The 24,508-nt window shown below is 69.7% G+C and carries 23 protein-coding genes; 14 read left to right on the top strand and 9 right to left on the bottom strand.

Features of this window, described 5'->3' with window-relative positions; genetic code table 11:
• Positions 1-3: 3 nt before the first annotated feature.
• Positions 4-1,092, bottom strand: coding sequence for an enolase C-terminal domain-like protein (locus ACFQU4_RS07100; protein WP_377488689.1), 1,089 nt, complete (start codon positions 1,090-1,092; stop codon positions 4-6).
• 111 nt (positions 1,093-1,203) lie between these two features.
• On the opposite strand from ACFQU4_RS07100, the gene ACFQU4_RS07105 reads away from it, so the two are divergent.
• Entirely contained in the window at positions 1,204-1,980 is a 777-nt protein-coding gene (locus tag ACFQU4_RS07105; RefSeq protein ID WP_377488692.1) for an alpha/beta hydrolase, read from the top strand.
• Between the two features lie 5 nt (positions 1,981-1,985).
• Positions 1,986-2,804: an SDR family oxidoreductase gene (locus ACFQU4_RS07110; protein ID WP_377488695.1), complete on the top strand. Its 819-nt coding sequence runs from the start codon at positions 1,986-1,988 to the stop codon at positions 2,802-2,804.
• Positions 2,805-2,811: 7 nt separating this feature from the next.
• Here the strand turns inward: ACFQU4_RS07110 and ACFQU4_RS07115 are convergent, their stop codons facing one another.
• A complete protein-coding gene (locus ACFQU4_RS07115) occupies positions 2,812-3,579 on the bottom strand; it encodes a methyltransferase domain-containing protein (protein ID WP_377488698.1) in 768 nt (255 codons plus the stop codon).
• Positions 3,580-3,941: 362 nt separating this feature from the next.
• Entirely contained in the window at positions 3,942-5,330 is a 1,389-nt protein-coding gene (locus ACFQU4_RS07120) for an aspartate aminotransferase family protein (protein ID WP_377488701.1), read from the bottom strand.
• 179 nt (positions 5,331-5,509) lie between these two features.
• On the opposite strand from ACFQU4_RS07120, the gene ACFQU4_RS07125 reads away from it, so the two are divergent.
• Positions 5,510-7,630, top strand: a complete 2,121-nt coding sequence (locus tag ACFQU4_RS07125) for a hypothetical protein (protein WP_377488704.1) — start codon at positions 5,510-5,512, stop codon at positions 7,628-7,630.
• Positions 7,631-7,650: 20 nt separating this feature from the next.
• Entirely contained in the window at positions 7,651-8,142 is a 492-nt protein-coding gene (locus ACFQU4_RS07130) for a nucleotidyltransferase domain-containing protein (RefSeq protein ID WP_377488808.1), read from the top strand.
• A 94-nt stretch (positions 8,143-8,236) separates the two neighbouring features.
• Here ACFQU4_RS07130 and ACFQU4_RS07135 read toward each other — a convergent pair whose 3' ends face one another.
• Positions 8,237-8,725, bottom strand: a complete 489-nt coding sequence (locus ACFQU4_RS07135; protein ID WP_377488707.1) for a MarR family winged helix-turn-helix transcriptional regulator — start codon at positions 8,723-8,725, stop codon at positions 8,237-8,239.
• A gap of 79 nt (positions 8,726-8,804) precedes the next feature.
• On the opposite strand from ACFQU4_RS07135, the gene ACFQU4_RS07140 reads away from it, so the two are divergent.
• The 3 genes from ACFQU4_RS07140 to ACFQU4_RS07150 are packed head-to-tail and all read left to right on the top strand — an operon-like array spanning position 8,805 to position 12,126.
• Complete coding sequence (locus tag ACFQU4_RS07140) at positions 8,805-10,340, top strand: LLM class flavin-dependent oxidoreductase (RefSeq protein WP_377488710.1); 1,536 nt, start codon at positions 8,805-8,807, stop codon at positions 10,338-10,340.
• 38 nt (positions 10,341-10,378) lie between these two features.
• Positions 10,379-11,179: an SDR family NAD(P)-dependent oxidoreductase gene (locus ACFQU4_RS07145; protein ID WP_377488713.1), complete on the top strand. Its 801-nt coding sequence runs from the start codon at positions 10,379-10,381 to the stop codon at positions 11,177-11,179.
• Positions 11,176-12,126, top strand: coding sequence for a formylglycine-generating enzyme family protein (locus ACFQU4_RS07150; protein ID WP_377488716.1), 951 nt, complete (start codon positions 11,176-11,178; stop codon positions 12,124-12,126). Before ACFQU4_RS07145 ends, ACFQU4_RS07150 begins: the two co-directional genes overlap by 4 nt.
• Here ACFQU4_RS07150 and ACFQU4_RS07155 read toward each other — a convergent pair whose 3' ends face one another.
• Both ACFQU4_RS07155 and ACFQU4_RS07160 read right to left on the bottom strand, forming a co-directional pair.
• Positions 12,127-12,636: a GNAT family N-acetyltransferase gene (locus ACFQU4_RS07155; protein WP_377488719.1), complete on the bottom strand. Its 510-nt coding sequence runs from the start codon at positions 12,634-12,636 to the stop codon at positions 12,127-12,129.
• Between the two features lie 12 nt (positions 12,637-12,648).
• Positions 12,649-13,578 carry an SMP-30/gluconolactonase/LRE family protein gene (locus ACFQU4_RS07160; protein WP_377488722.1) on the bottom strand — a complete coding sequence of 310 codons (930 nt, stop codon included), beginning with the start codon at positions 13,576-13,578 and terminating at the stop codon, positions 12,649-12,651.
• A gap of 60 nt (positions 13,579-13,638) precedes the next feature.
• Between ACFQU4_RS07160 and ACFQU4_RS07165 the strand changes: the two genes are divergently transcribed.
• From ACFQU4_RS07165 to ACFQU4_RS07180, 4 genes are all read left to right on the top strand, one after another.
• On the top strand, positions 13,639-14,844 hold the full coding sequence (locus ACFQU4_RS07165) for an NAD(P)/FAD-dependent oxidoreductase (RefSeq protein ID WP_377488725.1): 1,206 nt from the start codon (positions 13,639-13,641) through the stop codon (positions 14,842-14,844).
• Between the two features lie 153 nt (positions 14,845-14,997).
• Complete coding sequence (locus tag ACFQU4_RS07170) at positions 14,998-16,632, top strand: alkaline phosphatase D family protein (protein WP_377488728.1); 1,635 nt, start codon at positions 14,998-15,000, stop codon at positions 16,630-16,632.
• A gap of 79 nt (positions 16,633-16,711) precedes the next feature.
• A complete protein-coding gene (locus tag ACFQU4_RS07175) occupies positions 16,712-18,154 on the top strand; it encodes a family 43 glycosylhydrolase (RefSeq protein ID WP_377488731.1) in 1,443 nt (480 codons plus the stop codon).
• A 127-nt stretch (positions 18,155-18,281) separates the two neighbouring features.
• Complete coding sequence (locus ACFQU4_RS07180; protein WP_377488734.1) at positions 18,282-18,590, top strand: excalibur calcium-binding domain-containing protein; 309 nt, start codon at positions 18,282-18,284, stop codon at positions 18,588-18,590.
• 6 nt (positions 18,591-18,596) lie between these two features.
• Here the strand turns inward: ACFQU4_RS07180 and ACFQU4_RS07185 are convergent, their stop codons facing one another.
• Entirely contained in the window at positions 18,597-19,571 is a 975-nt protein-coding gene (locus ACFQU4_RS07185; RefSeq protein WP_377488737.1) for a hypothetical protein, read from the bottom strand.
• Between the two features lie 114 nt (positions 19,572-19,685).
• Between ACFQU4_RS07185 and ACFQU4_RS07190 the strand changes: the two genes are divergently transcribed.
• Entirely contained in the window at positions 19,686-21,401 is a 1,716-nt protein-coding gene (locus ACFQU4_RS07190) for an IlvD/Edd family dehydratase (RefSeq protein ID WP_377488740.1), read from the top strand.
• A gap of 18 nt (positions 21,402-21,419) precedes the next feature.
• Here ACFQU4_RS07190 and ACFQU4_RS07195 read toward each other — a convergent pair whose 3' ends face one another.
• Positions 21,420-21,776 (bottom strand): winged helix-turn-helix transcriptional regulator, encoded by a 357-nt coding sequence (locus ACFQU4_RS07195; RefSeq protein ID WP_377488743.1) that lies wholly within the window; start codon positions 21,774-21,776, stop codon positions 21,420-21,422.
• Between the two features lie 94 nt (positions 21,777-21,870).
• Here ACFQU4_RS07195 and ACFQU4_RS07200 point away from each other — a divergent pair, with 94 nt between their 5' ends.
• Positions 21,871-22,809 (top strand): NAD(P)-dependent oxidoreductase, encoded by a 939-nt coding sequence (locus ACFQU4_RS07200; protein ID WP_377488745.1) that lies wholly within the window; start codon positions 21,871-21,873, stop codon positions 22,807-22,809.
• Positions 22,810-22,875: 66 nt separating this feature from the next.
• Here the strand turns inward: ACFQU4_RS07200 and ACFQU4_RS07205 are convergent, their stop codons facing one another.
• A complete protein-coding gene (locus ACFQU4_RS07205; protein WP_377488748.1) occupies positions 22,876-23,856 on the bottom strand; it encodes a hypothetical protein in 981 nt (326 codons plus the stop codon).
• A 203-nt stretch (positions 23,857-24,059) separates the two neighbouring features.
• Here ACFQU4_RS07205 and ACFQU4_RS07210 point away from each other — a divergent pair, with 203 nt between their 5' ends.
• A complete protein-coding gene (locus ACFQU4_RS07210) occupies positions 24,060-24,368 on the top strand; it encodes a hypothetical protein (protein ID WP_377488751.1) in 309 nt (102 codons plus the stop codon).
• Positions 24,369-24,508: the final 140 nt, after the last annotated feature.

Consider the following 24,508-nt stretch of genomic DNA (forward strand, 5'->3'; position numbering starts at 1 on the left):
TCCTCAGGGCACGTCCGGGACCGGTAGCCCGAAACCGGGGCGATCGGGGACCGACAGGTGGCCGTCCGCGAACCGATACGAGCCGGTGTCGACGCCGTCGGTGGTTCCGGGTACGCCCTCGACGATGTCGATGTTGCCGAGGCCGGCGGCGAACTGCGCCGCGTACAGGGTCTTCAGCGGCCGGCCCCAGGCGTGCGGCGACGCGGCCACGCCGAGCTTGATCAACTCGGGCATGATCGCCCGCCACCGGGTGAGGCCGAAGCTGATCACGTCCATCAACAGCACGTTCAGGTCGCCGGCCCCGGCGATCGGCAGCAGTTGATCAAGCTCGGGCTGGAACTCGCCGTCCGCGATCTTGGTGTCCGGGCTGATCCGGTCCAGCGCCTGGCGCAGCCCGGCCAGGTCGGCCGCGTCGTCGGCGAACGGCTCCTCGACCCAGTAGAGGTCGCAGTCGGCGACCGCCTCGGCATACTCGACGAAGCCGGCCAGGTCGTACCCGTCGTTCGCGTCGACCAGGATCCTGGCCTCCGGGTACGCCTCGCGAACCGCCCGGGTCACCTCGCGGTCCCGCCGGTCCCCGGCCTCGCGGGGCAGCCACCGGTTGCCCCGGCCGATCTTGAGCTTGAAGGACCGATGTCCGGTCGCCGCGTCGTCGGCGCAGTTCCGCAGGGCGGCCGCCACTCCGCGCGGGGCGTCGTCGGGATCAAGATCATCGAAGTAGATGGCGCCGTCGTAGACCTCCACCCGGGTGCTCCCGGACCCGCCGAGCATCGCGTACACCGGAAGATCGAGCAGCACGCCGGCCAGGTCGTGCAGCGCGATGTCCAGCCAGTGCAGCGAGGGATCGGTGATGCCCGTCGCGGGGTCGATCAACTCCGCGACCGGCCGGTCGACGACCGACTCGATCGGGCCGGAGTCACCCTCGAACAGTCCCCAGCCGACGCTGCCGTCGGAGGCCTCGATGATCGCCACCGCGGACTCGCCGCCGTCGCCGTGGTGCCCGAGCCGGGCGTTCCGGCCGACCGGGCGCGGATAGCGGGTGCGCAGCCGGGCGGTCCGGACGGTGCTGACGGTGACCTCGGGAATGATCATGGATGCTGCCGTCCCGTCCCGGACCCGACGAAGGAGTCTGTCGTTGCGATGAAAGGGAGCGTATTCGGAGCCGGTCGAGACCGTCAACGAGATCCGACCTAGTCTGGGGCGATGGCGTTGATCAACTGTGACTTCTTCTCGGACGTGCTCGAGGTCGGCACGTCGATGACCGTGGTGCTGCCCCAGGCAACCGAGGAACAGATCGGTGTCTCGCCGGCCGGGCTGCGGACCGACTTCCCGGTGCTCTATCTGTTGCACGGGCTCTCCGACGATCACACGGCCTGGCTGCGCTACACCAGCATCGAGCGGTACGCCGCCGCGGCCGGGCTCGCGGTCGTGATGCCGGCGGTGCATCGGAGCTTCTACGCCGACGAGGCCCACGGCCACCGCTACTGGACCTTCGTCTCGGAGGAACTGCCGAAGGTCGTCGGATCCTTCTTCCGGGTCTCGGAACAGCCCGCGTCGACGTTCGTCGCGGGACTGTCCATGGGCGGGTACGGTGCGCTGAAGCTGGGCCTGACCCACCCGGACCGATTCGGGGCCGTGGCCAGCCTGTCCGGAGCGGTCGACGTGCGCCAGCTGCTCACCCGGCCCGAGCGGTCCGAGATCGCCCGCCGCGTGTTCGACGGCGAGATCACCGACTCCGATGATCTTTTCGCGCTGCTGGCCGCCGCCGCGCCGGGCAGCGTGCCGCCGCTCTACATCGCCTGTGGGACGGAGGAAGACCGGCTGATGCCGCCGAACCGGAAGCTCGGCGAGCAGGCCCAGGGCCAGGGCATCGACGTGGTCACCGACTTCCGGCCCGGCGTGCACGAGTGGGGCCTCTGGGACGACGTGATCCAGGACGTGATCAACTGGCTGCCGCTGCCGGCGCGGTCCGCGGACTGACCGCGATGATCGTTCTCGTCGTCGGCGGCAGCGGATTCCTGGGGCGTGAACTGGTCCGGCAGGCGGTCGCCGCCGGCCACCGGGTGATCGCCACCCACCGGACCCAGCCGCCCGCGGCTGGCGTGCCGAGCGAAGCCCTCGACATCCGGGACCGGCCCGCCGTCGAGGACCTGATCTCCCGGATCGGGCCGGACGTCGTGATCAACGCCGCGTACCAGACACAGGACTGGGCCAGCACCGCCGACGGCGCGATCCACGTCGTCCTGGCCGCGAAGGGCGCCGGTGCGCGGCTGGTGCACGTCTCCAGCGACGCCCTGTTCTCCGGCCAGGACGGCCGCTACCCCGAGACCGCTCGGCCCGACCCGATCACCCCGTACGGGGCCGCCAAAGCAGCCGCCGAGACCGCGATCATGATCATCGACCCGTCCGCGGTCGTCGCCCGGACCTCCTTGATCATCGGCGACGGCGACTCACCCACCGAGCAGCTGGTGCACGCCCTGGCGACGGGCCGGGCGACCGGCGGCCTGTTCACCGACGACCTCCGCTGCCCGGTGCACGTCGCCGACCTGGCCGCCGCCCTCCTCGAACTCGGCGCGGGCGACCACTCCGGGATCCATCATCTGGCCGGCCCCGACTCGATCAGCCGCCACGAACTCGGCCTCCTGATCGCCCGCCGCGACGGCCTCGACTCCGACCTGCTGCCGACCTCGACCCGCGCCGGCAGCGGAATCCCCGGCCCGCTCGACGTCCGCCTCGACGGCGCCGCAACCCAGCGCGCCCTGCGGACCCGGCTGCGCGGAGCCCGGGAATTCCTGTCCCGCTGACAACGTCTCACTTCCGGGCCCGGACGAGGAACCGCCGGCTGCGCACCTCGAATCCGCCGGCTTCGACGATGTGATCATGGATCCGGCGTAGCTGCGGCCGATGTCGCTTCGGGTCGAAGCCGGGCGCCTGCCAGGAGACGACCCGAAGCTGATAGATCACGGCGCCGACATCGAGATACCGGGTGCGGATCGAGGCCTCCCGTGCGTCGACGATCTGGAATCCGACGCTCCGCAATCCCTCCGTGAGCTCGTGGAGCGAGTTCGGGATCGCCGGATCGACCTTCGGCGGCAGGCCGAGGGCCTCGTTGAACTCAAGATCGTTCTGCGCCGCGACCTGTTGCGTCAGCAGCAGCCCGCCGGGTGCCAGGACCCGGCAGAGCTCCGGTGCGTCGAAGTAGCCGTGGCGATTGAGCACGAGATCGAACTCACCGTCGGTGATCGGAAGCCGTGCGCCGGCGCGTTCGATCACGGTGACACCGAGCGGACCGAGCCGAGCGGTGGCGATCGGAACGTTCGGGGCGTGCGGCTCGACAGCGACGCTCCCCGTGGGCGGTTCGAGCGAGCCGAAGATCTCGCCCCCGCCGGTGTCGATGTCCAGGACCCGGCGCGCCTCGGCCACCAGCGGCCGGGCGAGGTCCTGATAGATCCAGGGCAACGACTGGTCTTCGGTGCGGCCCCGGTTGAACGCGAAGTCCCAGCCCTCGATGGGCACGGACGCGGCTTCGTCGAACAACTCGTCAAACGATCGAGCGGATGATGCATCGAGCAAGATCAAGTCCCTTCAGGTGAAGTGAACACGCTGAATGCGATCCCGTGATCACGGGGCCTGGGCCAGACCTGCGCAGAGTGCGATTCGGGTGCGGCCCGTCGCGTGAGGAGAACCTTCGCGTACGGGCTAGTTAGCTCGAGCCATCACGAACCCGTTCTACCACCACCTCCCGTTGGGAGGCGCGCACATTTGTCGCCGAGTGGACCCGTTGACCGGCAAAACTGGCCCGGAACGCGGTCAAGGAGTCCACTCACCGACGAGAACAGAGTTCGCCACGATCTTGGTCCTCGAGATCAGGTTGAACTCTTCAGCACCACGAGCCCCGGCTCTTGCGTGAGATCACCAAGCGCGGGCCCGGGCTGATCGCGTCAGCCCACGTGGGCCGGGGTGCGCGTGGTGATCAGGCTCATCTCGTGGCCGGCGTCCTCGAGGACATCGCCGAGGCGGGTGACGATCTCGTCGAGCAGGTCGCGGTCGCTGATCAACGGCGGGGCGATCTGGACGACGCTGTCGCCTCGGTCGTCCGGTCGGGCGATCAGTCCGGCGGCCCGGAGCCGGCGGGGGAGATAGCTGCGCAGCAGGTAGTCCCGTTCGGCCTGGTCGAAGCGGGTGCCGCGTTCGTCCTTGACCAGTTCGACGGCCCAGAAGAATCCGGAGCCGCGGACGTCACCGACGATCGGCAGCGAGCGCAGGCCATGGAGTTCGGCGGCGAGGTGCGGGGACAGCGCGCGGACGTTGTCCAGGATCCGGTCCCGCTCGAAGATCTCGATGTTGCGCAGGGCGATCGCGGCGCTCAGCGGGTGCCCGCCGAAGGTGATGCCGTGCCGGAACGGGCTGCCGTTGGTGATCATGGGTTCGGTGACCCGGGACCGGGCGAGCACGCCGCCCATCGGCGCATACGCCGAGGTGAGCCCCTTCGCGATGCTGATCAGGTCCGGTGCGATGGACTCCGCGGTGATGCCGAACCATTCGCCGAGCCGGCCGAAGCCGGTGATCACCTCGTCGGCCATCAGCAGGATGCCGTACCGGTCGGCGATCCGGCGCAGCCCGGCCCAGTAGCCGGGCGGCGGCACCAGGCAGCCGCCGGCGTTCTGCACCGGTTCGGCGATGATCATGGCGACGGTGTCCGGGCCGGCCTCGATCACCGCGTGCTCCACCTCGGCCAGCAGCCGGTCCCGGAACGCGACCGGGTCGGTGCCGTCCGGAGCACGGTAGGCGTTGGTGTTGGACACGTGCGTGACCTCGACCGGCGCCGGGCCGAAACCCGCCGCGTAGCTGGGCAATCCGGTGAAGGACAACGCCCCGAGGGTGACCCCGTGGTAGGCCGTCTTGCGGGCGATCGCCTTGGTCCGCTGCGGCTGCCCGATCGCGATGAAGTGTTCCCGGGCCAGCTTCCAGGCGGCCTCGACGGATTCCGAGCCGCCGCTGGTGAAGAACACCCGGTAGTCCTCGGCCGGTGCCCGGGCGGCGATCGCCTCGGCCAGTTCGATCGCGGCCGGATGGGCGGTGGCCCAGGTGGTGTGGAAGGCGAGGGTGCTGAGTTGCCGGCTTGCCGCCTCCGCCATCTCCTCGCCGTACGAATAACCGAGCTGAGCACAGAACAGGCTGGACAGCGAGTCGATGTAGCGCCGCCCCTCGGTGTCGAACACATACGGCCCGTCGCCCCGCTCGATCACCAGCAGGTCGTCGATCCGTTGCTTGGAGAAGTGCAGCAACAGGTGGTCGTGTGCCTTCTCCTGCCAAACGTCGTGAGTCATGATTCCGCCGTACCCCTCAATCCCAGATCCCCTGATTTCCTGACGTCCCCGAGCCCTGAAGAATCCATCGTGCGCCCAATCTCGGCATCCGTCGAGGGGTCGGCTCTTCCCCCGGACCGATGGCGGCGCCGGGTACCCGGGAGAATGGTGGAGCCGACGGACCGACGAGGGGACTCGACATGGATTCTCGTTCACGCGAAGCGACCGGATTCCAGGAAAGCGCGCCGTACGATCCGCGGATCGATCTTCGGACCGACTTCGTCATGGTGTACGGCCTCGACGACACCACCGCCGACCGGATCGCGCGCTGGCGCGAGGCCGGTTATCGGGTCCACCTGATGACCGGCATCTCGTGGGGCCACTACCAGGACTATCTGGACGGGCGCTGGGACGGCACCGATCACTGGAGCGACGCGCAGACCGACGCCGACGGCAGGCCGATCCTGCACGGCGAGAGCGCCGACATCCCGTACCTGGTGCCGACGATCGGCTTCACCGAATACCTGATCGAGAAGCTGGGCCCGATCATCGATCTTGATCTTGACGGGCTGCATCTCGAGGAGCCGGAGTTCTGGGCCCGCGGCGGGTACGCGGAGTCGTTCCAGCGGGAATGGCTCGGCTACTACGGCGAGCCGTGGCAACCGCCGCACTCGTCGGTCGAGGCGCACTACCGGTCCGGCCAGCTGATGCAGCACCTGCTCACCCGCAGCCTCGACCGGGTCACCACGGTGCTCCGCGATCGGGCCCTGCAACGCGGCCGGGACCTGCGCTGCTACGTCCCGACGCACAGCCTGCTCAACTACACCCAGTGGCAGATCGTCAGCCCGGAGTCGCGGCTCCGGGAGCTGCCCGCCGTGCACGGGGCGATCGCCCAGGTCTGGACCGGCACCTCCCGCACCCCCAACGTGTACGCCGGCCGGCATGCAGAGCGGACCTTCGAGACGGCCTTCCTCGAGTACGGCATCGCGCAGGACCTGACCCGCGGCACCGACCGCACGCTGTGGTTCCTGCACGACCCGATCGAAGATCATCCGGGCCGGACCTGGGAGGACTACCGGGCCAACTACCACCGCACCCTGGTCGCCTCGCTGCTGCACCCCGGCGTGGACCGGTTCGAGGTGACGCCGTGGCCGAGGCGGGTGTTCACCGGCCGCTACCTGCGGGACGGATCCGCCGAGCGGGTGCCGATCCCGGTCGACTACGCGACCTCGTACCTGATCACCATGCAGAGTCTTCGTGATCTTGATCAGCCCGAACCGGCCGCCGCCGACGGTCCGCGGATCGGCGTGCCGCTGTCCGACACGGCCATGTTCCAGCGTTGGCTGCCGGGGTCGGGCGCCGGTGAGAAGTACGACGGCCTGCAGGGAGCGCCCAGCGCGGCCTCCCGGCGGCTGCTCGACTTCTCCGCGTTCTACGGGCTCGCACTGCCGCCGCTGTTCGACGGTCAGCGGGTGGTGCCGGTTCAGCTGGAGCGGCTGCTGGACGACCCGGCGGCGCTCGATGATCATGATCTGATCGTGCTCAGCTATGAGTTCCAGAAGCCGCGGCTGCCGGTGATCAACGAGATCCTGGCCGGTTGGGTACGCCGCGGCGGCGCGCTGCTCTACGTCGGGGACGGCTCGGATCCGTACCACGGCATCCGGTCCTGGTGGACTGGCCGGTACCCGACACCCGGGCACCACCTGGCCGAGACGCTCGGTGTCGATCATGAAACCGAGGAGCCGGTGCCGATCGGTGCGGGCTGGGTACGGTTCCTGGGAGCGGATCCGGCTGGCTTCACCGACAGCCCGGAGGCGGCCGAGACGTTGGTGGCCGCACTGCGAGAACTGAGCGAGGCCGCCGGGCAGATGTGGCGGTCAGGAGACTGGCTCTCGGTCCGCCGCGGCCCGTACCTGATCGGTGCGGTGCTGTCCGAGGCGACCGAGCCGACCGCGCTGAACGGCCGGTATCTGGATCTGCTCGACCCGGCGCTGCCGGTGATCACCGAGCGCTCGGTGTCACCCGGCGGGGTGGTCTGGCTCCGCGATCTCGATCATGAGCCCCGGCCCGGACAGCTGCTTGCCTCGGCAGGTCGCGTTCGTGATCATGAGATCGACGGCACTCGGATCGGGTACGTGTGCGAGGCGCCCGCCGGGATCGGCGTGATCACGGCCTTGCGCGTGACCGAGCCTCCGGCCGAGGTCCTGGTGGACGGCAACGAGAGCACGGACTGGGACCACGACGCGACCGCCGGCGTGCTCCGGATCCGTCACTCCGGCCGCCCGGCCGGCACTGCGGTTCAGGTCAACCCACGAAGCTGACCGGTACCCTGGCCCGCGTGATGACGGCGGACGGTGTGCTGGGCGTACTCGAACTGTTCCGGGGTGCCGGGGCGGAAGTGTGGATCGGCGGCGGCTGGGGGATCGATGCGCTGGTCGGCCGGCAGACCCGTGATCATCGTGATCTTGACCTGATGCACCGGCAGGAGCAGGAGCCGGCGCTGCTGGCGGCGCTCACCGAGGCGGGATTCGAGCCTGGCCTGGATTGGCGCCCGATCCGGTTCGTGATGGCCCACCCGGACGGCCGGGAACTCGACCTGCACCCACTGGTCTTCGCCGTTGACGGGTCCGCCGAGCAGGCATCGCCAGATCCCGACCAGCCGTTCCGCTATCCCGCCTCGTGCTTCGTGACCGGCATGATCAACGAGACGCCGGTGGGCTGCCTGTCGGCCGAGCAGCAGGTCCTCTTCCACCAGGGCTACGAACCGGCCGATCGGGACCTTCACGACATGGCCCAGCTGCGTCGCGCCTTCGGCCTCGAGACTCACTTCTGACCCTGGGACCTGCCCCGGCGGATGCGGCGACTGGGCAGTAGTGCAGCGACACGCCGCCAGAACGCCTGCTTTTGTGCCCGGTCAGCGGGAGTTTTTAGGCGGGTTCGGCGGCGCGGGCTTCGGTGCAGGCGATGCCCAGGCGGTGCAGGACGACCTCGCTGATCTCGCCCAGGGCCTCGAGCTGGGCCGGGTCGAGGGCGTCGACCAGGTGCACCCGGATGCGTTCCTGCTGGAATCGGTCGGCGTTGCGGCGGGCCGTCCGGCCGGCCGTGGTGATCACGATGACCGTGCCGCGGGAGTCCTCGGTGCACTCGGTGCGGCGAACCAAACCGCGCTGCTCCATCCGCCGCAGCTGGTGCGACAGCCGGCTCTTCTCCCAGGCCAGGGTCCAGCGCAGGTCCCGGGCCCGCAGGGTTCCCTTCGGCGCCTCGGCCAGCGCGGTCAGCACCTCGTGATCGGCCTCGGACAGGCCGGTCGCCTGGGCCAGCTCGCGCCCGAGCACGCCGATCAGCTGGGACTGCATGCGGTGGAACCGGCGCCAGGCCGCAACCTGGGCCGGGGTCAGAGGTGCACCGCGAGCCATGGGGCCAGCCTACCGCAATTTGGTTGATGTATCATCCAGTCGTAAGAAGGTTGATGTATCACCATGGAGGGCGCGAGGCATGACGGACTACGGGCACGAACTGAAGTTCGGCGGGTTCCTGACCCCGGACGCCGGCGACCCGGAGCGGGTGGTCGACCTGGTCCGGCTGGCCGAGCAGGACGGGCTCGACCTGGTCACGTTCCAGGACCACCCGTACCAGCCGGCCTTCCTGGATACCTGGACCTTGATCAGCTACGTGGCGGCGCGGACCGAGCGGATCACGCTGGCCGGCAACGTGCTCAATCTTCCGCTGCGGCCGCCGTCGGTGCTGGCCCGCAGCGTGGCCAGCCTGGATCGCCTGTCCGGCGGGCGGATCGAGCTCGGCCTCGGCGCCGGCGGCTTCTGGGAGCCGATCAAGGCGATGGGCGGCGAGCAGCGGACGCCCGGCGAGGCGGTCGCCGCCGTGGACGAGGCGATCATGATCATGCGCGAGCTGTGGGACACCGAGCAGCGCGGCGGGGTCCGGGTGCGCGGCAGGATCTATCAGGTCGAGGGAGCGAAGCGCGGTCCCGCGCCGGCGCACCGGATCGGGGTCTGGCTCGGCGCCTACAAGCCGCGGATGCTGGAACTGACCGGGCGGGCCGCCGACGGCTGGCTGCCGTCGCTGTCGTACCTGCAACCGGGCGATCTGACCCGGGGCAACAAGATCATCGACGAGGCGGCCGAGGCGGCCGGCCGGGCCCCGAGCGACATCCGCCGACTGCTCAACCTGGACCGGACCCGGCCCGAGGAACTGGCCGAGCTCGCCCTCACCGAGGGGATCGGCACCTTCATCATCACGGTCGACGACCCGAACACGCTGCGCCGGTTCGCCGCCGAGACGGCACCGGCGGTCCGGGAACTGGTCGCGGCGGCCCGGCGCGGCGGCGGTCCGGCGCCCGACCTGCCGCCGTCCGCGGATCCTGGCCCGGTCGCGACAGTCCCGACCACGGACGGGGAGGTGTTCGACCGGCTCGGCGTCCACCCGACCCCGGACGACGGCAGCCGCCTGCTGCCCGACCAGCCGTGGGACGAGTCGGCCCGGCCGCATCGCGCGATCGCCCCGAAGCTGGAGTACGACAGCCAGGGCAGCGCGGTCGGCCAGCACCTGATCGACGTCCATGATCATCTGCGCCAGGAACTGGAGACGGTGCGGGACCTGGTCCAGCAGGTCAAGCAGGGCACGATCGAGGCCTCGCGGGCCCGCTCGGTGATCAACGACCTGACCATGCGGCAGAACAACTGGGCGATCGGCGCCTACTGCGCGTCGTACTGCCGGGTCGTCACCCAGCACCACACCATCGAGGACCGCAGCATGTTCCCGCACCTGCGCAGCGCGGATCCGGAGCTGGCCCCGGTGCTGGACCGGCTGGCCGAGGAACACGGCGTCATCCACGAGGTGCTGGAGGAGCTGGACCGCAGGCTGGTCGAGCACCTGAAGGCCCCCGGCGAGTTCACCGAGCTCCAGCACGCGGTGGACCGGCTCACGGACACGCTGCGGTCCCATCTCTCCTACGAGGAACGGGAACTGGTGGAGCCGCTGGCCCGGGTCGGGATGTACCAGGGTCAGGTCTGACCCGAGGCGGCCGAGCCCGGCCGGTTAAGCTCGTGCGCATGTCCACGTCCGACGGGTTCAGCGCAGGCGAGGGCTGGGTCGTGATCACCGGGGCCACCGGTGGCCTCGGGGCCAGCTTCGCCCGCACGCTGGCCGCCGAGGGGCGGAGCCTTCTCCTGGTCGGCCGCAACGAGACGGCGTTGGAGGGTCAGGCGGCGGAGCTCTCCGGCCGGTTCGGGGTGCCGGTCCGGCCGCTGATCGCCGACCTCGCCGAACCGGCGGCCGTGTCCGACCTGGTGAAGCAGCTGAACGAACTCGATGTCGACCTCTTGATCAACAACGCCGGCTTCGCCCAGCACGGTCCGTACGAGGCGCTGGATCCGGCCGGGCAGCATGATCAACTCCAGGTCTGTGTGGTGGCGCTGGCGGATCTGGCCCAGGGGATCGCGCCCCAGCTGGTCCGGCGCGGCCGCGGCGGCATGATCAACGTCGCCTCCACGGCCGCCTTCCAGCCGACCCCCTATCTCGCCGCCTACGCCGCCAGCAAGGCGTTCGTGCTCTCGTTCAGCCAGGCGCTGCACGACGAACTCCAGGGCAAGGGCGTCACGGTGACCGCGCTCTGCCCCGGTCCGGTGATGACCGGCTTCTGGGAGCAGGTCGGCTCGACGGACGCCGCGTTCGGGCAGCGGCTGCCGGCCAACCGGGTGGTCGCGCAGGGTCTGGACGGGTTCCGCCGCGGCCAGGCGGTGGTCGTCCCCGGCTGGCGGAACGTGATCACCGCCCAGGCGAACCGGATCATCCCGCGCCGGCTGGCGGTCAAGATCGCCGGCCTCGCGGTACGACCCCGAGGAAGATCATGAGTGATCACTGCTGCGCCCCCGACCGGCCGGCCGACGCCCGTCCCGAAGGCACCAGCCGGCGCGCCACGATCGTCCCGGCCGACGGACGGCACCTGATCGAGCAGGCCGAGCTGCCCGGCGGGACCTTCACCATGGGCGACCAGCACGGCGACGGGCTGGCCGCCGATGGCGAGACCCCGGTGCACCAGGTCACGCTGTCCCCGTTCTCGATCGACGTCACGTCGGTGACCAACGCCGACTACGCCCGGTTCGTGGACGCGACCGGCTACCGGACCGACGCGGAGATGTTCGGTTTCTCGGCGGTCTTCCACCTGGCCGTCCAGGCCAAGCCGAGCCAGATCATGAGCAATGCCGACGGCACCCCCTGGTGGATCGGGGTCCGCGGCGCCGACTGGCGCCATCCCGGCGGGCCGCTGTCCGACCTGGACGGTCTCGATGATCATCCGGTGACCCACATCAGCTGGACCGACGCCCGGACCTACAGCCGGTGGGCCAAGCGGCGGCTGCCGACCGAGGCCGAGTGGGAGTACGCCTCCCGCGGCGGCGTCGAGGGCCAGCGGTACCCCTGGGGCGACGAGCTGGACACCGAGGACTGGGCCTGCAACATCTGGCAGGGCACCTTCCCCAAGATCAACACCGAGCAGGACGGCTGGCTGACCACCGCCCCGGTGCGCAGCTACCGGCCGAACGGCTTCGGGCTCTGGCAGACGGTCGGCAACGTCTGGGAGTGGTGCGCCGACTGGTTCGATCCCTTGTATTACAGGGCTCCGTCGGCCGCCGATCCGAAGGGTCCGCCGGCCGGCCGGGCCCGGGTACTGCGCGGCGGCTCGTACCTCTGCCACGACTCGTACTGCAACCGCTACCGCAACGCCGCCCGGTCCTCCAACACCCCGGACTCGTCGATGGGCAACGCCGGCTTCCGGACCGCGGTCAGCTTCGCGCCGTGATCACTGGGAGCGCCGGCGGAGGCTGAGCCGGCGGAAGATCCGGGACCAGCGGTCCTGATGCCGCCCGTCCGGATAGTCCGGGACGTAGCCCAGCCGCAGGTACGCCGAGATCGCGGGCAGCCGTTCGTCGTCGGTCTGCAGAATGCTCGACGTCAGGCCGTCGGCCGCGAAGCGATGCAGTACGGCGAGCGTGACGGCCAGCCCGAGCCCGCGGCCACGCAGCGCCGGATCGCTGGCGACCCAGTGCAGAATCCCGACGCCCGGATCGTCGGCCCGCACCATGGCAGATGCCGTGGCCACGACGAGCCGGCCGCGGCGGATCAGGTAGGTGTCGCGGACGTCCGGCTCGTCCAGCAGTTCGCGGCGGACCCGGTCGGTGGTCCACTCCTTGGCGAACGCCGCGTCCAGCAGTCGGGCCAGGCCGTCCGCGTCGGCGCCGGTGCCGCGATCGACACCGGCCGGCAGTGGCGGCAGGTCGTCCAGGTCCGGCCGGCGCATCCGTAACTGCATCGACGGGTCCGGTCAGACGGCGGCGTCGCGCGCGCGGGTCGCGATCCGGTACAGGCTGGTGGTCGCGGTGATGTAGAGGTCGGTGCCGTCCGCGCCGCCGAAGCACAGGTTGGCCGCCGTCTCCGGCAGCCGGATCGCGCCGAGCTGGCGGCCGGCCGGGTCGTACACGCCGACCCCGTACCCGGTCGAGGTCCACAGGTTGCCGGCCGTGTCGACCCGGAGCCCGTCCGGCACCTTGTCGTCGATGGCGATCACGGTCCGCCCGTTCTTGCACCGGTCGTCGACGAGGTCGTACGCGCGGATGTGGGCGTTCCCGACCCCGGGATGGATCCCGGTCCCGGCGCCGGACGAGTCGGCGACGTAGATGATCTTCTCGTCCGGTGAGAACGCCAGACCGTTCGGGGCCTCCACGTCCATGATCACGGGACGGGTCTCGCCGGTCGACTCGTCGTGCCGGAACACGTACTGATCACGGTATTCGCGCTCGCCCGGATGGCCTTCCTCCGGGATCGTGATGCCGTACGCGGGATCGGTGAACCAGAGCGAACCGTCCCGGGCCACGATCACGTCGTTCGGCGAGTTGAACGGCAGCCCGTTCCACTGCTCGACGATCGGCGTCACCTCGCCGTCATGATCACGTTCCACCCGGCGGCGGCCGTGCGAGCACTGGACCACCCGGCCCTGCCGGTCCAGCGTCCGGCCGTTGGTGAACTCGGCCGCGTCGGAATAGACGATCGTCCGGCCGTCATCGGCGTGATACTGCAGGATCCGGTTGTTCCAGATGTCGCTCCAGCGGACGGCACGCAGCTCCGGCAGCCAGACCGGGCCCTCGGACCAGATGGCGCCGGTCGACAGGCGTTCGACTACGGTGCCGGCGTCGATCAGGCCGGTCAGGCCCTCGACGGCCGTGCCCTCGACATCGCGGGCGATGGGTTCTGCCATGTGGCAATTATCTCCGGCCCACCGTGGCCAGGCCTGCCCGGGTGGACCAGAATGGCCGGTATGGCTAATACGACGGATCCGATCGTCATCATCGGCGCGTCCCTGGCCGGCGGCGCAGCAGCCGTCGCGCTGCGGGAAGGCGGCTACCAGGGCGAGATCACGCTGCTGGGCACCGAGACGCACCGGCCGTACGAACGACCACCGTTGTCCAAGGCGCTGCTGCTCGGCGACGCCGACGAGCCCGACTGGGTCGGCGAGGACGGGTTTTTCGACAATTCCGTGACCTGGCTGCCCGGCACCACCGCGACCGCGATCGACACCGACCGGCACGTCGTCGTGGCCGGGGAGGCGGAGTACCGCTATCAGAAGTTGATCATCGCCACCGGCTCGACGCCGCGCCGGCTGGACCTGCCGGGCGGCGACCTGGACGGGGTGCTGACGCTGCGCACGGTCGAGGACGCCCTGGCCCTGCGGGAACGGTTCGCGGCCGGCGGACCGGTCGCGGTGATCGGTGCCGGCTGGATCGGTTGTGAGGTCGCCGCCGCGGCCCGCAAGCACGGCGCGGCCGTGACCATGATCGCGCCGGAGCACCAGCCCTTGGTTCGGGTGCTCGGTGAGGAGATCGGCGCGGTCTTCGGTGGTCTGCACCGCGACCACGGTGTCGACCTGCGGCTCGGTGCCTCGGTCCAGGGCTTCGAGGGCGAGGGCAAGGTCTCCGGAGTCCGGCTCGGCGACGGGTCGGTCGTCCCGGCCCAGACCGTCGTCCTCGGCGTCGGCGCGGTGCCGAACCTGTCGCTGGCGGAGGCCGCCGGGCTCGACCTCGCCGACGGCGGCGTCGCGGTCGACCCGACGCTGCGGACCTCCGAGTTCGACGTGTACGCGATCGGCGACATCGCCGCTCATGATCATCCGCGGTATCCGGGCCGGGTCCGGGTGGAGCACTGGGCCAACGCGAAGGACCAGGGCGCGCACGTGGCCGCCAACGTTCTCGGCGCCGAGACTCCTTACCAGGCGAGCCCGTACTTCTTCACCGATCAGTACGACCTCGGCTGCGAGTACCGCGGGCTGGCCGATCCCGATCATGATCGACTGGTGGTCCGGGGCGACCTGAACCGCCGGGAGTTCATCGCGTTCTGGGTTCGCGACGGCGTGGTGACCGCCGCGATGAACGTCAACGACTGGGACCACGGCGACGCCCTCGGTGCGCTGGTCGACTCCGGCCGCCAGGTGACCGACGAGGAGTTGATCAACGGCGACCTCGGGTAGCCGAGATCCCTTGGCGAGCCCGTCGCCACGGCGAGCGCTTTCCCGAACGGCCACCTGCCGGTCACCCGGCGGTCACCGCGCTGACCGCCGGTCGTCGGACTCGGGGCGCACCGTGGCCCCATGGGGAATTCTCGGGGAACTTCACGTCGTACGTTGATCAAGACCGGACTGGCCACCGCGACGACCGCGGCGCTGGCCTTCTCGACCAGGGGAGCGGCGGCGGCACCGGCACCGCGGCAGAACCCGTTCACGCTCGGCGTCGCCTCCGGTGATCCGTGGCCGACCAGCGTGATCTTGTGGACCCGGCTCGCGCTGGACCCGCTCGCCGAGGACGGCCGCGGCGGGATGCCGGAGCGCGACTACGAGCTGGTCTGGCAGGTGGCGACCGACCGCGGCTTCCGTACGGTGATCAAGTCCGGGCGGGCCGTCGCCCGGCCGGCGTACGGCCACGCCGTGCACGTCGAGGTGACCGGCCTGCAGCCGGGGCGCGAGTACTGGTACCGGTTCCGGCAGGGGTCGTACCTCTCCGAGCCGGCCCTGACCAGGACCGCGCCGGGCCGCGGCGAGACGCCGAAGTCGCTGGCCATGTCCTTCGTGTCCTGCTCCCAGTACGAGCACGGCTGGTTCACCGCGTACCGGCGGCTGGCCGAGGATCAGCCGGAGTTGATCTTGCATCTGGGCGACTACCAGTACGAGTACAAGGCCGGCGCGTACGTCGCCCCCACCGGAAACGTTCGTGATCATGCCGGGCCCGAGACCACCGACCTGGCGACCTACCGGCAGCGGCACGCGCAGTACAAGTCCGATCCCGACCTGCAGGCCGCGCACGCCATCGCGCCCTGGCTGGTGATCTGGGATGATCATGAAACGGACAACAACTGGGCCGACGAGATGCCGGAGAAGCCGGCCGAGGCCGGACCCGCCTTCCTGGAACGGCGGGCGGCCGCGTTCCGGGCCTACTACGAGAACATGCCGCTGCGGCCGAGCTCGGCGCCGGAGGGGATCGACCTGCTGCTCTACCGCCGGATCCACTGGGGCGAGCTGGCCACCTTCCACATGCTCGACACCCGGCAGTACCGCGACGACCAGGGCTGCGGCGACGGCTACAAGACCGACTGCCCGGAGGCGGTCGACCCGGCCCGGACGATCACCGGCGACGACCAGGAGGCCTGGCTGCTGGACGGCTTCCGGCAGTCGAAGGCCCGCTGGGACGTCATCGGCCAGCAGGTCTTCTTCGCCCAGCGCGACAACAACGTCTCGCCCGACATCAAGACGGTTTCGATGGACGGCTGGGACGGCTATCAGGCCTCCCGGGAGCGGATCACCCGCGGCTGGCTGGATGGCGGGGTCCGCAACCCGGTGGTGCTGACCGGCGACGTGCATGCGCACTGGGCCTCCGATCTCAAGATCGATTACGACGACCCGGACGGCGCCGTGGTCGGCTCCGAACTGGTCTGCTCGTCGATCACCTCCGGCGGCGACGGCGCCGACTCGGCGACGCCGCATCCGTGGCTCGGCTGGAACCAGCACCTGAAGTTCCAGAACAACCTGCGCGGCTACGTGAACACCACGATCACCGCCGACCAGCTGGACGCGGATTTCCGTTGCCTGTCGAAGGTCTCGGTCGCCGACCAGGCGGTGTTCACCCGGCGCTCGTACAAGATCGTCGACGGGGAACGCGGCCTGCAGCAGACCGCCGACAACCCGCCGGCCGCCGCCCGGACCAGTGGCCCCAGCACCGACGAGATCACCCGGGAGACCGTGGCCTGGGAGACCGAGCGCCCCTGAGCGAACCGTTGTTGCTTCTTGACCCGGCCGGGTCGGTTCGCGTTGGATGAGGTCAGCCGAGGTGCGGGAGGGTGACCCGATGTTGCGTCCGATCCGACTGATTGCCGTGTTGTCCCTGGCGGTGCTGGCTGCGTGCGCGTTGCCGTCAGCGCCGGCGGGAGCCGAACAGCAGAACGTGTTCCGGGCTCCGCTGAACAACGGCGCGGACCCGTTCCTGGCGGTGCACGACGGCGCTTACTACCTGATGACGACCAGGGGTGATCGGCTCACGATCAACACGGCGCCGAGCCTCGGTCAGCTGCCGGCCGCCGATGATCACGATGTCTGGATCGGGGCCGAGGACGATCCGAGCCGGAGCACGCAGATCTGGGCGCCCGCCCTGTACCGGTTCGACGGCGCCGACGGCCAGCCGCACTGGTACATCTACTACACGGCGAGCGACGGCGTGGACGCCAACCACCGGATGTACGTGCTGGAGTCGGAGGGCGACGATCCGCTCGGCCCGTACACCTTCAAGGCCAAGATCGCCGACCAGGGCCAGTACATGATCGACGGCGAGCCGATCGTGGTGAACGGCCAGCAGTACTTCACCTGGTCGATGAACGGACGCGGCCACGGCGGCGGACCGCAGCAGGTCTACATCCAGAAGATGATCAACCCGTGGACGACGGACGGGCCGGTGGTCGCGCTGCCGGTGGATGCGGGCATGTGCTCCGAGGTACGGGAGGGTCCCACCTCGATCGTGCACGGTGATCGACTGTTCCTGACGTACTCGACCTGTGACACCGGCAAGCCCGACTACTCGCTGTACCTGATCTCCATCCCGACCAACGGCGACCCGATGGTCCCGGGCAACTGGACCACCTATCCGGACCCGATCCTGACCCGGAACGACGAGGCCGGCGTGTACGGTCCCGGGCACCATTCGTTCTTCAAGAGCCCGGACGGCAGCCAGGACTGGATCGCCTACCACGCCAAGAACACCAGCGACTACACGTACGAGTGGCGGACCACCCGGGCGCAGCAGGTGACCTGGAGCGACGCCGGCCTGCCGGTGATCGGCGCCCCGGCGGCACTCGGTACTGATCTTCCGCTGCCCGCCGGCGACCCCGGGCCCGGACCGCGGGCGATCAACGACACCGACACCGGGACCGGCGCCTTCCAGGTCGAGTACAGCGGGAACTGGTCCTCCGGCTCGGGCTGCGGTAACCAGTGCTACCGCGGCGATGATCACTGGAGCGGCGAGACCGACGCGACCGCGACCTTCCGGTTCACCGGGACCCAGCTGGCCCTGTTCAGCGTCCGCGACGTCGGCAACGGCATCGCCGCGATCTCCATCGACGGCGGCCCGGAGACCCGGCACGACTACTATTCGTCGCCGCGGCAGGGCCAGGTGATGAACTACCGGACCCCGAAGCTGCCGCCCGGTGATCATGTGGTCACGGTCCGGGTCACCGGCGACCGGCACCCCGACTCCACCTCGGCCGTGATCAGCATCGATCGCGCCGAAGTGTGGCCCTGATCTCGGCCGGGTAACGATCGAGGTCCGGTCCGGTGAGCGGTGGAACGCGACCGCATACTGCAGATCGGGGTAGGGACGGCGGTCGTGGGGACCGCCGAGGGGGCCTGCCGGGAAATGGGGAATCTTCATGCGGATCAAGCGTGCGCTCATCGGGCTGGCGGCGGCCTCGGCCCTGCTGGCCGGGACCACCGCGCTGCCGGCCGATGCGGCTCCGAAGCCGAAGTCGTACAAGAACTGCACGGCCCTGAACAAGGTCTACCCGCACGGGGTCGGCAAGAAGGGCGCCAAGGACAAGGTCCGGGGCAAGTCCAAGCCGGTCAAGAACTTCACCGTCAACAGCAAGGTGTACAGCTACAACGACGGCAAGGCGAAGCGCTACAAGGGCGAGCGGGACCTCGACCGGGACAACGACGGCGTCGCCTGTGAGAAGCGTTGATCATGGTCAGCGCCAGTCGATCTTGATCCGGACCCGGTCGCCGGGGAGCTGCACGGCCGTCGCGGGGTCGTGGCCGAGGGTGAGTTCTTCGCTCACTTCGTCGGCGTCCCAGGCCCACGCGCAGCGCAGAGCCTCGGCGGCGGTGTCGAAGTCCGTCCGGCGCTGCGGCTGGTGGACGACGAACCGGCGGGACAGGACGAGGGCACCCTTCCGGAGCGCCGCCGCCTCGGACCCGGCCCAGTTCGTCGTCTCCAGCCGGCGGCCGTCCGGGTTCTGCAGCAGGGAGGTCAGGGCGATCGAGCCGCCACCCATGGCGTCGGTCCGCTGCCGTTCCTCGGCCTCGGCGTAGCTGTCACAGCGCACCCGTACGGATCGCTCCGGCTGGTACCACCAGTCGAGCCGGATCACCTCGGCTCCCGGCTCGGTCCACCGGCGTTCGTTGATCAACTGGCGCCGATGCCGGATCGCCAGGTCCGCCGTGCCCTGGTCCGGATCGTGCTCGGTGATCTTGATGCCGGGCGCGACGAGCAGCCGGTCCTCGCCGGGCGCGACGCGGGCCAGCCAACCGCTCTCGACCAGCTGGTCGGCCTCCGTCGGCGACCAACCGCCGGCGAGGATCACGGCGGTGCCCTCGCCGAAGCCGGCCAGCCGGTCGATCAAGACCCGGAGTCCGCTCTGGCGCTGGTCCGCCGGCAGCCGGTCGAGCTCGGCGGCGCAGCACACGATGGTCACCTGGTCCGCGGGTCGCCACAACCGCAGCGCCCAAGCCGTCAGCCGGCCGGCCCGGGCCGGCACGCTGAGGATCCCGTGCAGGTCGAGGGCGCCGGTCGCGAACCCGATCACCGTCGGTTGCTCGCCACCGAGCCCGGTCGAGAACCACCGGTAGCCGTCGTCGGCCGGCGGCGTACCGCGCAGGACGAGCACGTCGGCCGGCGGCAGGGCCGCGACCTGGTCGGCCGGGCCGAGGTTCGCGAAGCGCATGCCCGGCAGCCTAGGGCGGGAGCCGAGAGACGCTCGTACGAAGGCGCCGGATAGTGTTTCGGCGTGCGCTTTCCGCACACCGAAGGTTTCCGATCTCATGGTGGAGGCAGTGACATGGGCCCGCTACGCAGTCAGGAGTGGTACAGCGGCCAGGACCGGGACGGTTACATCCACCGCGCCTGGATGCGCCGGGGTCTTCCGCTGGACGCGTTCGACGGCGAGAAGCCGCACATCGCGATCGCCAACACGGCCTCCGACCTGACCCCGTGCAACCTGCACCTCAACGAGGTCGCGAGCAGCGTCCGGGACGGCATCCTGGAGGCGGGCGGTGTGCCGCTCAACCTGCCGGTGGTGTCGCTCGGCGAGACGCTGGTCCGGCCGACCGCGATGCTCTGGCGCAACATGGCCGCGATGGCGATGGAGGAGATGTTCCGCGCCAATCCGATCGACGGCGTGGTGCTGCTCGGTGGCTGCGACAAGACGATTCCGTCGCTGCTGATGGCGGCGGCGTCGGTCGACCTGCCGGCGGTCGTGGTGCCCGGTGGGCCTGCACTCACCGGCACGTTCAAGGGGCGGCCGCTCGGCTGCGGCACCGATGTCTGGCGGCTCAGCGAGGACGTCCGCGCCGGCGTGATGTCGGCGCAGGAGTTCACCGACTCCGAGTCGGCCATGCTCCGGAGCAAGGGCCACTGCAACACGATGGGGACCGCTTCGACGATGGCGGTGGTGGCCGAGTCCCTCGGGATGACCATCCCGGGCCTCGCCGGTACCCCGGCGCCGGACGCGCGGCTGCTGGCGACGTCGCACGCGACCGGCAAGTTGATCATCGAGATGGTCCGCGAGGACCGCCGGCCGAGCACGATCCTGACCAAGTCCTCGTTCCACAACGCGATCGTCGCGCTCGCCGGTGTCGGCGGCTCGACCAACGCCGTGGTTCACCTGCTCGCCCTGGCCGGCCGGCTCGGCGTCGAGCTCAGCCTGGCCGACTTCGACGAGATCGGGCAGCACATCCCGCTGCTGGCCAACCTGCAGCCGTCCGGTACGCATCTGATGGACGACCTGTTCCGGGCCGGCGGCGTCCTCGCCGTGCTGGCCCAGCTCAAGGACGAGCTCCGGCCCGACGCGATCACGGTGACCGGCAAGCCGCTGGTCGACTACCTCGGCGACCGGCCGATCTACGACGACGACGTGATCAAGCCGGTCACCGAGCCGGTCCTGGAGGACGCCGGAATCGCTGTCCTGCGTGGGAATCTTGCCCCGAACGGCGCGATCATCAAGCCGTCCGCGGCGTCACCGGAGCTGCTCACCCACCGCGGCCCGGCGGTGGTCTTCACCAGCATCGAGGACCTGCACGCGCGGCTGGACGACGAGGACCTGGACATCACGCCGGATTCGATCATGGTGCTGCAGGGCTGTGGCCCGCGCGGCTACCCGGGCATGCCCGAGGTCGGCAACATGCCGCTGCCGCAGAAGGTGCTCCGCCAGGGGGTACGGGACATGGTGCGGATCAGCGACGCCCGGATGAGCGGCACCGCGTACGGCACCGTGGTGCTGCACGTCGCCCCAGAGGCCGCAGCCGGTGGGCCGCTCGGCCTGGTCCGGGACGGCGATCTGATCACGCTCGACGTACCGAACCGGACGCTGGTGCTCGAGGTGTCGGACGAGGAGCTGGCCGCCCGCGCCGCGGGACCGGCCGACTCGTCGACGGCGGCCCCGACCCGTGGCTGGGAGAAGCTGTACGTCGATCACGTCATGCAGGCCGACACCGGCGCGGACCTGGACTTCCTGGTCGGCTCCAGCGGCGCCAAGGTCGGTCGCGAGTCCCACTGACCCGGCGGTCGCCGCCGGTCAGGACTGTCCGGCGGCGGCGAGCAGGTTGCCCAGCAACTCGTGACGGTTCTTGTCGCCCCAGGCCTCCAGCGGCCGCAGCGCGACATCGAGTTCCTCGCCCAGCGGGGTGAGTGAGTACTCGACCCGCGGCGGCACCTCGGCGTAGACCTCGCGGTGCACCACCCCGCTCGTTTCGAGCTGGCGCAGGTTGGCGGCGAGGACCTTCTCGCTGACCCCGGGCAGGAGCTTGCGGATCTGGCCGAAGCGCTGCGGGCCCGCCGCCAGGACCCAGATCAGGTGCAGCCGCCATTTACCGCCGACGACGTCGATGGCCACGCTCATGCCGCAGACGTCGTGATCCGTGTCACTGCTCATGACTGCAGTATCCCTCCTGACCTGAATTCGAACCTCGCGGTAAGTAACCCCACCCGAAGGTGCGGTCTTCTCTCGGCCTCGGCGGCAACTGATCATGGAGCCCGATCCTGATCAACTGCCGAACGAGAAATGGAAGGCACACCTGATGCCCGAACAGAATGCACCCCGCTCCGTCACCGTCGTCGGCCTCGGTCCGATGGGCCAGGCCATGGTCCGGGCCTTCCTGGATGCCGGCGTCGAGGTGACGGTGTGGAATCGCAGCGAGGACAAGATCACGGCCATGGTGGAACTGGGCGCCAAGCGGGCCGGGTCCGTCGCCGAGGCGCTGGACGCCAACCTGGTCACGGTTCTCAGCCTCACGCACTATGCCGCCATGTACGACGTGCTGGGCCAGGCCACCGACCGGCTGGCGGGGAAGGTGATCGCGAACCTGTCCTCGGACTCGCCGGAGCAGGCGCGCCAGGGGGCGGCCTGGGTCCGCAAGCACGGTGCGGAGTTCATCTCCGGCGGCGTGATGTCGGCCGGTGACAACATCGCCCATCCGGCGTCGTACATCTTCTACAGCGGCCCGCGGGAGATCTTCGACGCGCACGCCGAACTGCTGCGCCCGTTGAGCCCGCAGGAATACCTCGGCTCGGACGACGGGCTGTCGCAGGTCTTCTACCAGGCCCTGCTCACGATCTTCCATCCGTGGCTCCTGGCGTTCGACCAGGCGACCGCGATGATCGACCGGTCGGGCCACAGCATCGCCCAGTTCGTACCGTTCGCCATCCGGTCGGCCGCGGCCTTCCCGTACTTCATGGAGGAGTTCTCGGTCGCCAACCAGAACGGCGGCTGGGCCTCCCTGGCCAGCCTGAAGATGATGGACGCCGGGGCCCAGCACATCATCGACGCCAGTGAGGAGGTCGGCGTCGACGCCACCTTCTCGCACACGGCGCAGGCCTACTGGCGCAAGGCCGTCGCCGCCAGCGAAGAGCGCGGCGAGCCGGTCTCGACCTACGCCCTGATGCGCGGCGAGCGCGAGTCCAGCTGAATCCGGTCGGGGTCCCGCCGCAGTCAAAGGGCAGGCAGACTCGTCCACAGACAGGCTCGGGAACACTCAGGTTCCTGTGCAGGCGGCGTTCCAGACGGTGTGCGCAAAGTCGCCGTGACCAAGATCGAAGGTGCCGGAGTAGTTGGTGATCTGGATGTCGCCGTGGGGTGACTTGAAGATCATCGTGTCCGGCTCGGGTTGTCGCCGCTGCCACCCGCCGAAGGTGACCGCCCGATGCTCCCGTTTGGAGAATGGGGTGAGCTTGTCGATGTCGGTCTGACCCGGTGGGCCGCCGGTTTGGTAGGGCTGGGTGTGATCAAACTCGATGCGCCCGGTCGCGGTCGACCAGGGGAACCTCGATCCGGGCCGGGCGTAGCGCAGATATCGCTTGTGCCGGTCGGGGATCTGGTAGTCGTCCACCGGGGCTGGGGTGTCGTTGAGGTTGATCACCGGCACGACCTTCACCCGGTCGTGGCCGAGCCAGTCCTTGATCACGCTTTTGAGGGTGGGTCCGATCCCGGGGACCCGGCAGATCCCATGTTCGCCTTCCAGGGTTTCGGCGGCGATGTGGACGACCAGGGTCGAGGTCGGCACCAGCTGCGACGGATCCAGCTTCGCCACCACCCGTTCCACGGCCGTCTTGAACACAGCAGCCCTGAAGTCGTCCGCCTCGGTATCGACGATCCTGACCGGTGTGTCCCGCAACGACGGATGAACCTCGGACTCCTCGACCTGCTCATCCTCCTCGCCCACGATCGGCTGGACAGCAGCGGCGAACTCATCGTCGAACAGGTCGGGTTGGCGATGCTCGGCCAGGACCCGGGGCGCCTCCAACTCGTTGCCCAGCAACGCCAACCCCGCCGCCCGCCGCTCATCCGCCGACCGGTCATCGGGCGGGAGCGCGTCGGCGAGTTCCTGCACCCTGCCGTACAGCCGAATCGCGTCAACCGGCTCAAGCCGCGCAAACATCGCCTTGAGTCCTTCGTCCGTGGTCTGGGCCAGCCACACCCCGAGCTGCTTCTTCCGCTCCGCCGCTTCCTGCTCCATTCGTTCTCCGTCGACCCGGGCGATCGCAGCTTCGGTCTGGTGCTGCAGCTTCTGCTGCCCGACGAGTCCCGCAATGCCGGCGAGAGATTCGTCGACCTGCCTGGCTTGATCAAGAGTGAGGCGGTGGGTTGGCGGGCGATGCCGCGGGCCTGCCAGCCCTCGACCTCGCACAGCATCACCTTCTCCCAAAGAAGAGGGAGCCGGTGTCGCAGATCAAGCACCTCACCGACGAACCGGGAACATGCGTAGTCACTCTTCTTGATCTTGACCGCCAACTCCTCCAGCGCAAGATCATTCACCTCCGGCGTGCCCTCACCACCAGGCCGCACCCCACGCGGCCCGCCCGGCAGTTTCAGTTCGTCGGGATGAATCGAATCAGCAGAGTTCGCATCAGCCCAGGCCGCGGTCCAGGCCAGCAGCTCGTTCTCGGCTACCAGCTTGGCCCGCACCGCCTCGGCGGCGGCTTTGAGGATGTCGTCGGTTCCGTATCCGACTACCATCGAGTCCAATGATTCGAACATAGATGGCTCTACTCAGGTTTGTGTGGGTAAGTTGATCTTGATCGAGCTGCAGCAGAGGTAGATCATCGCGGTCAGGGATTGGGCTGTGGGGTGGCCGTAGCCGCGGCGTTGGATGACTCTGATCTTGGTGT

The organism is Microlunatus sp. GCM10028923, assembly GCF_042666975.1.
GTDB lineage: Bacteria > Actinomycetota > Actinomycetes > Propionibacteriales > Propionibacteriaceae > Microlunatus.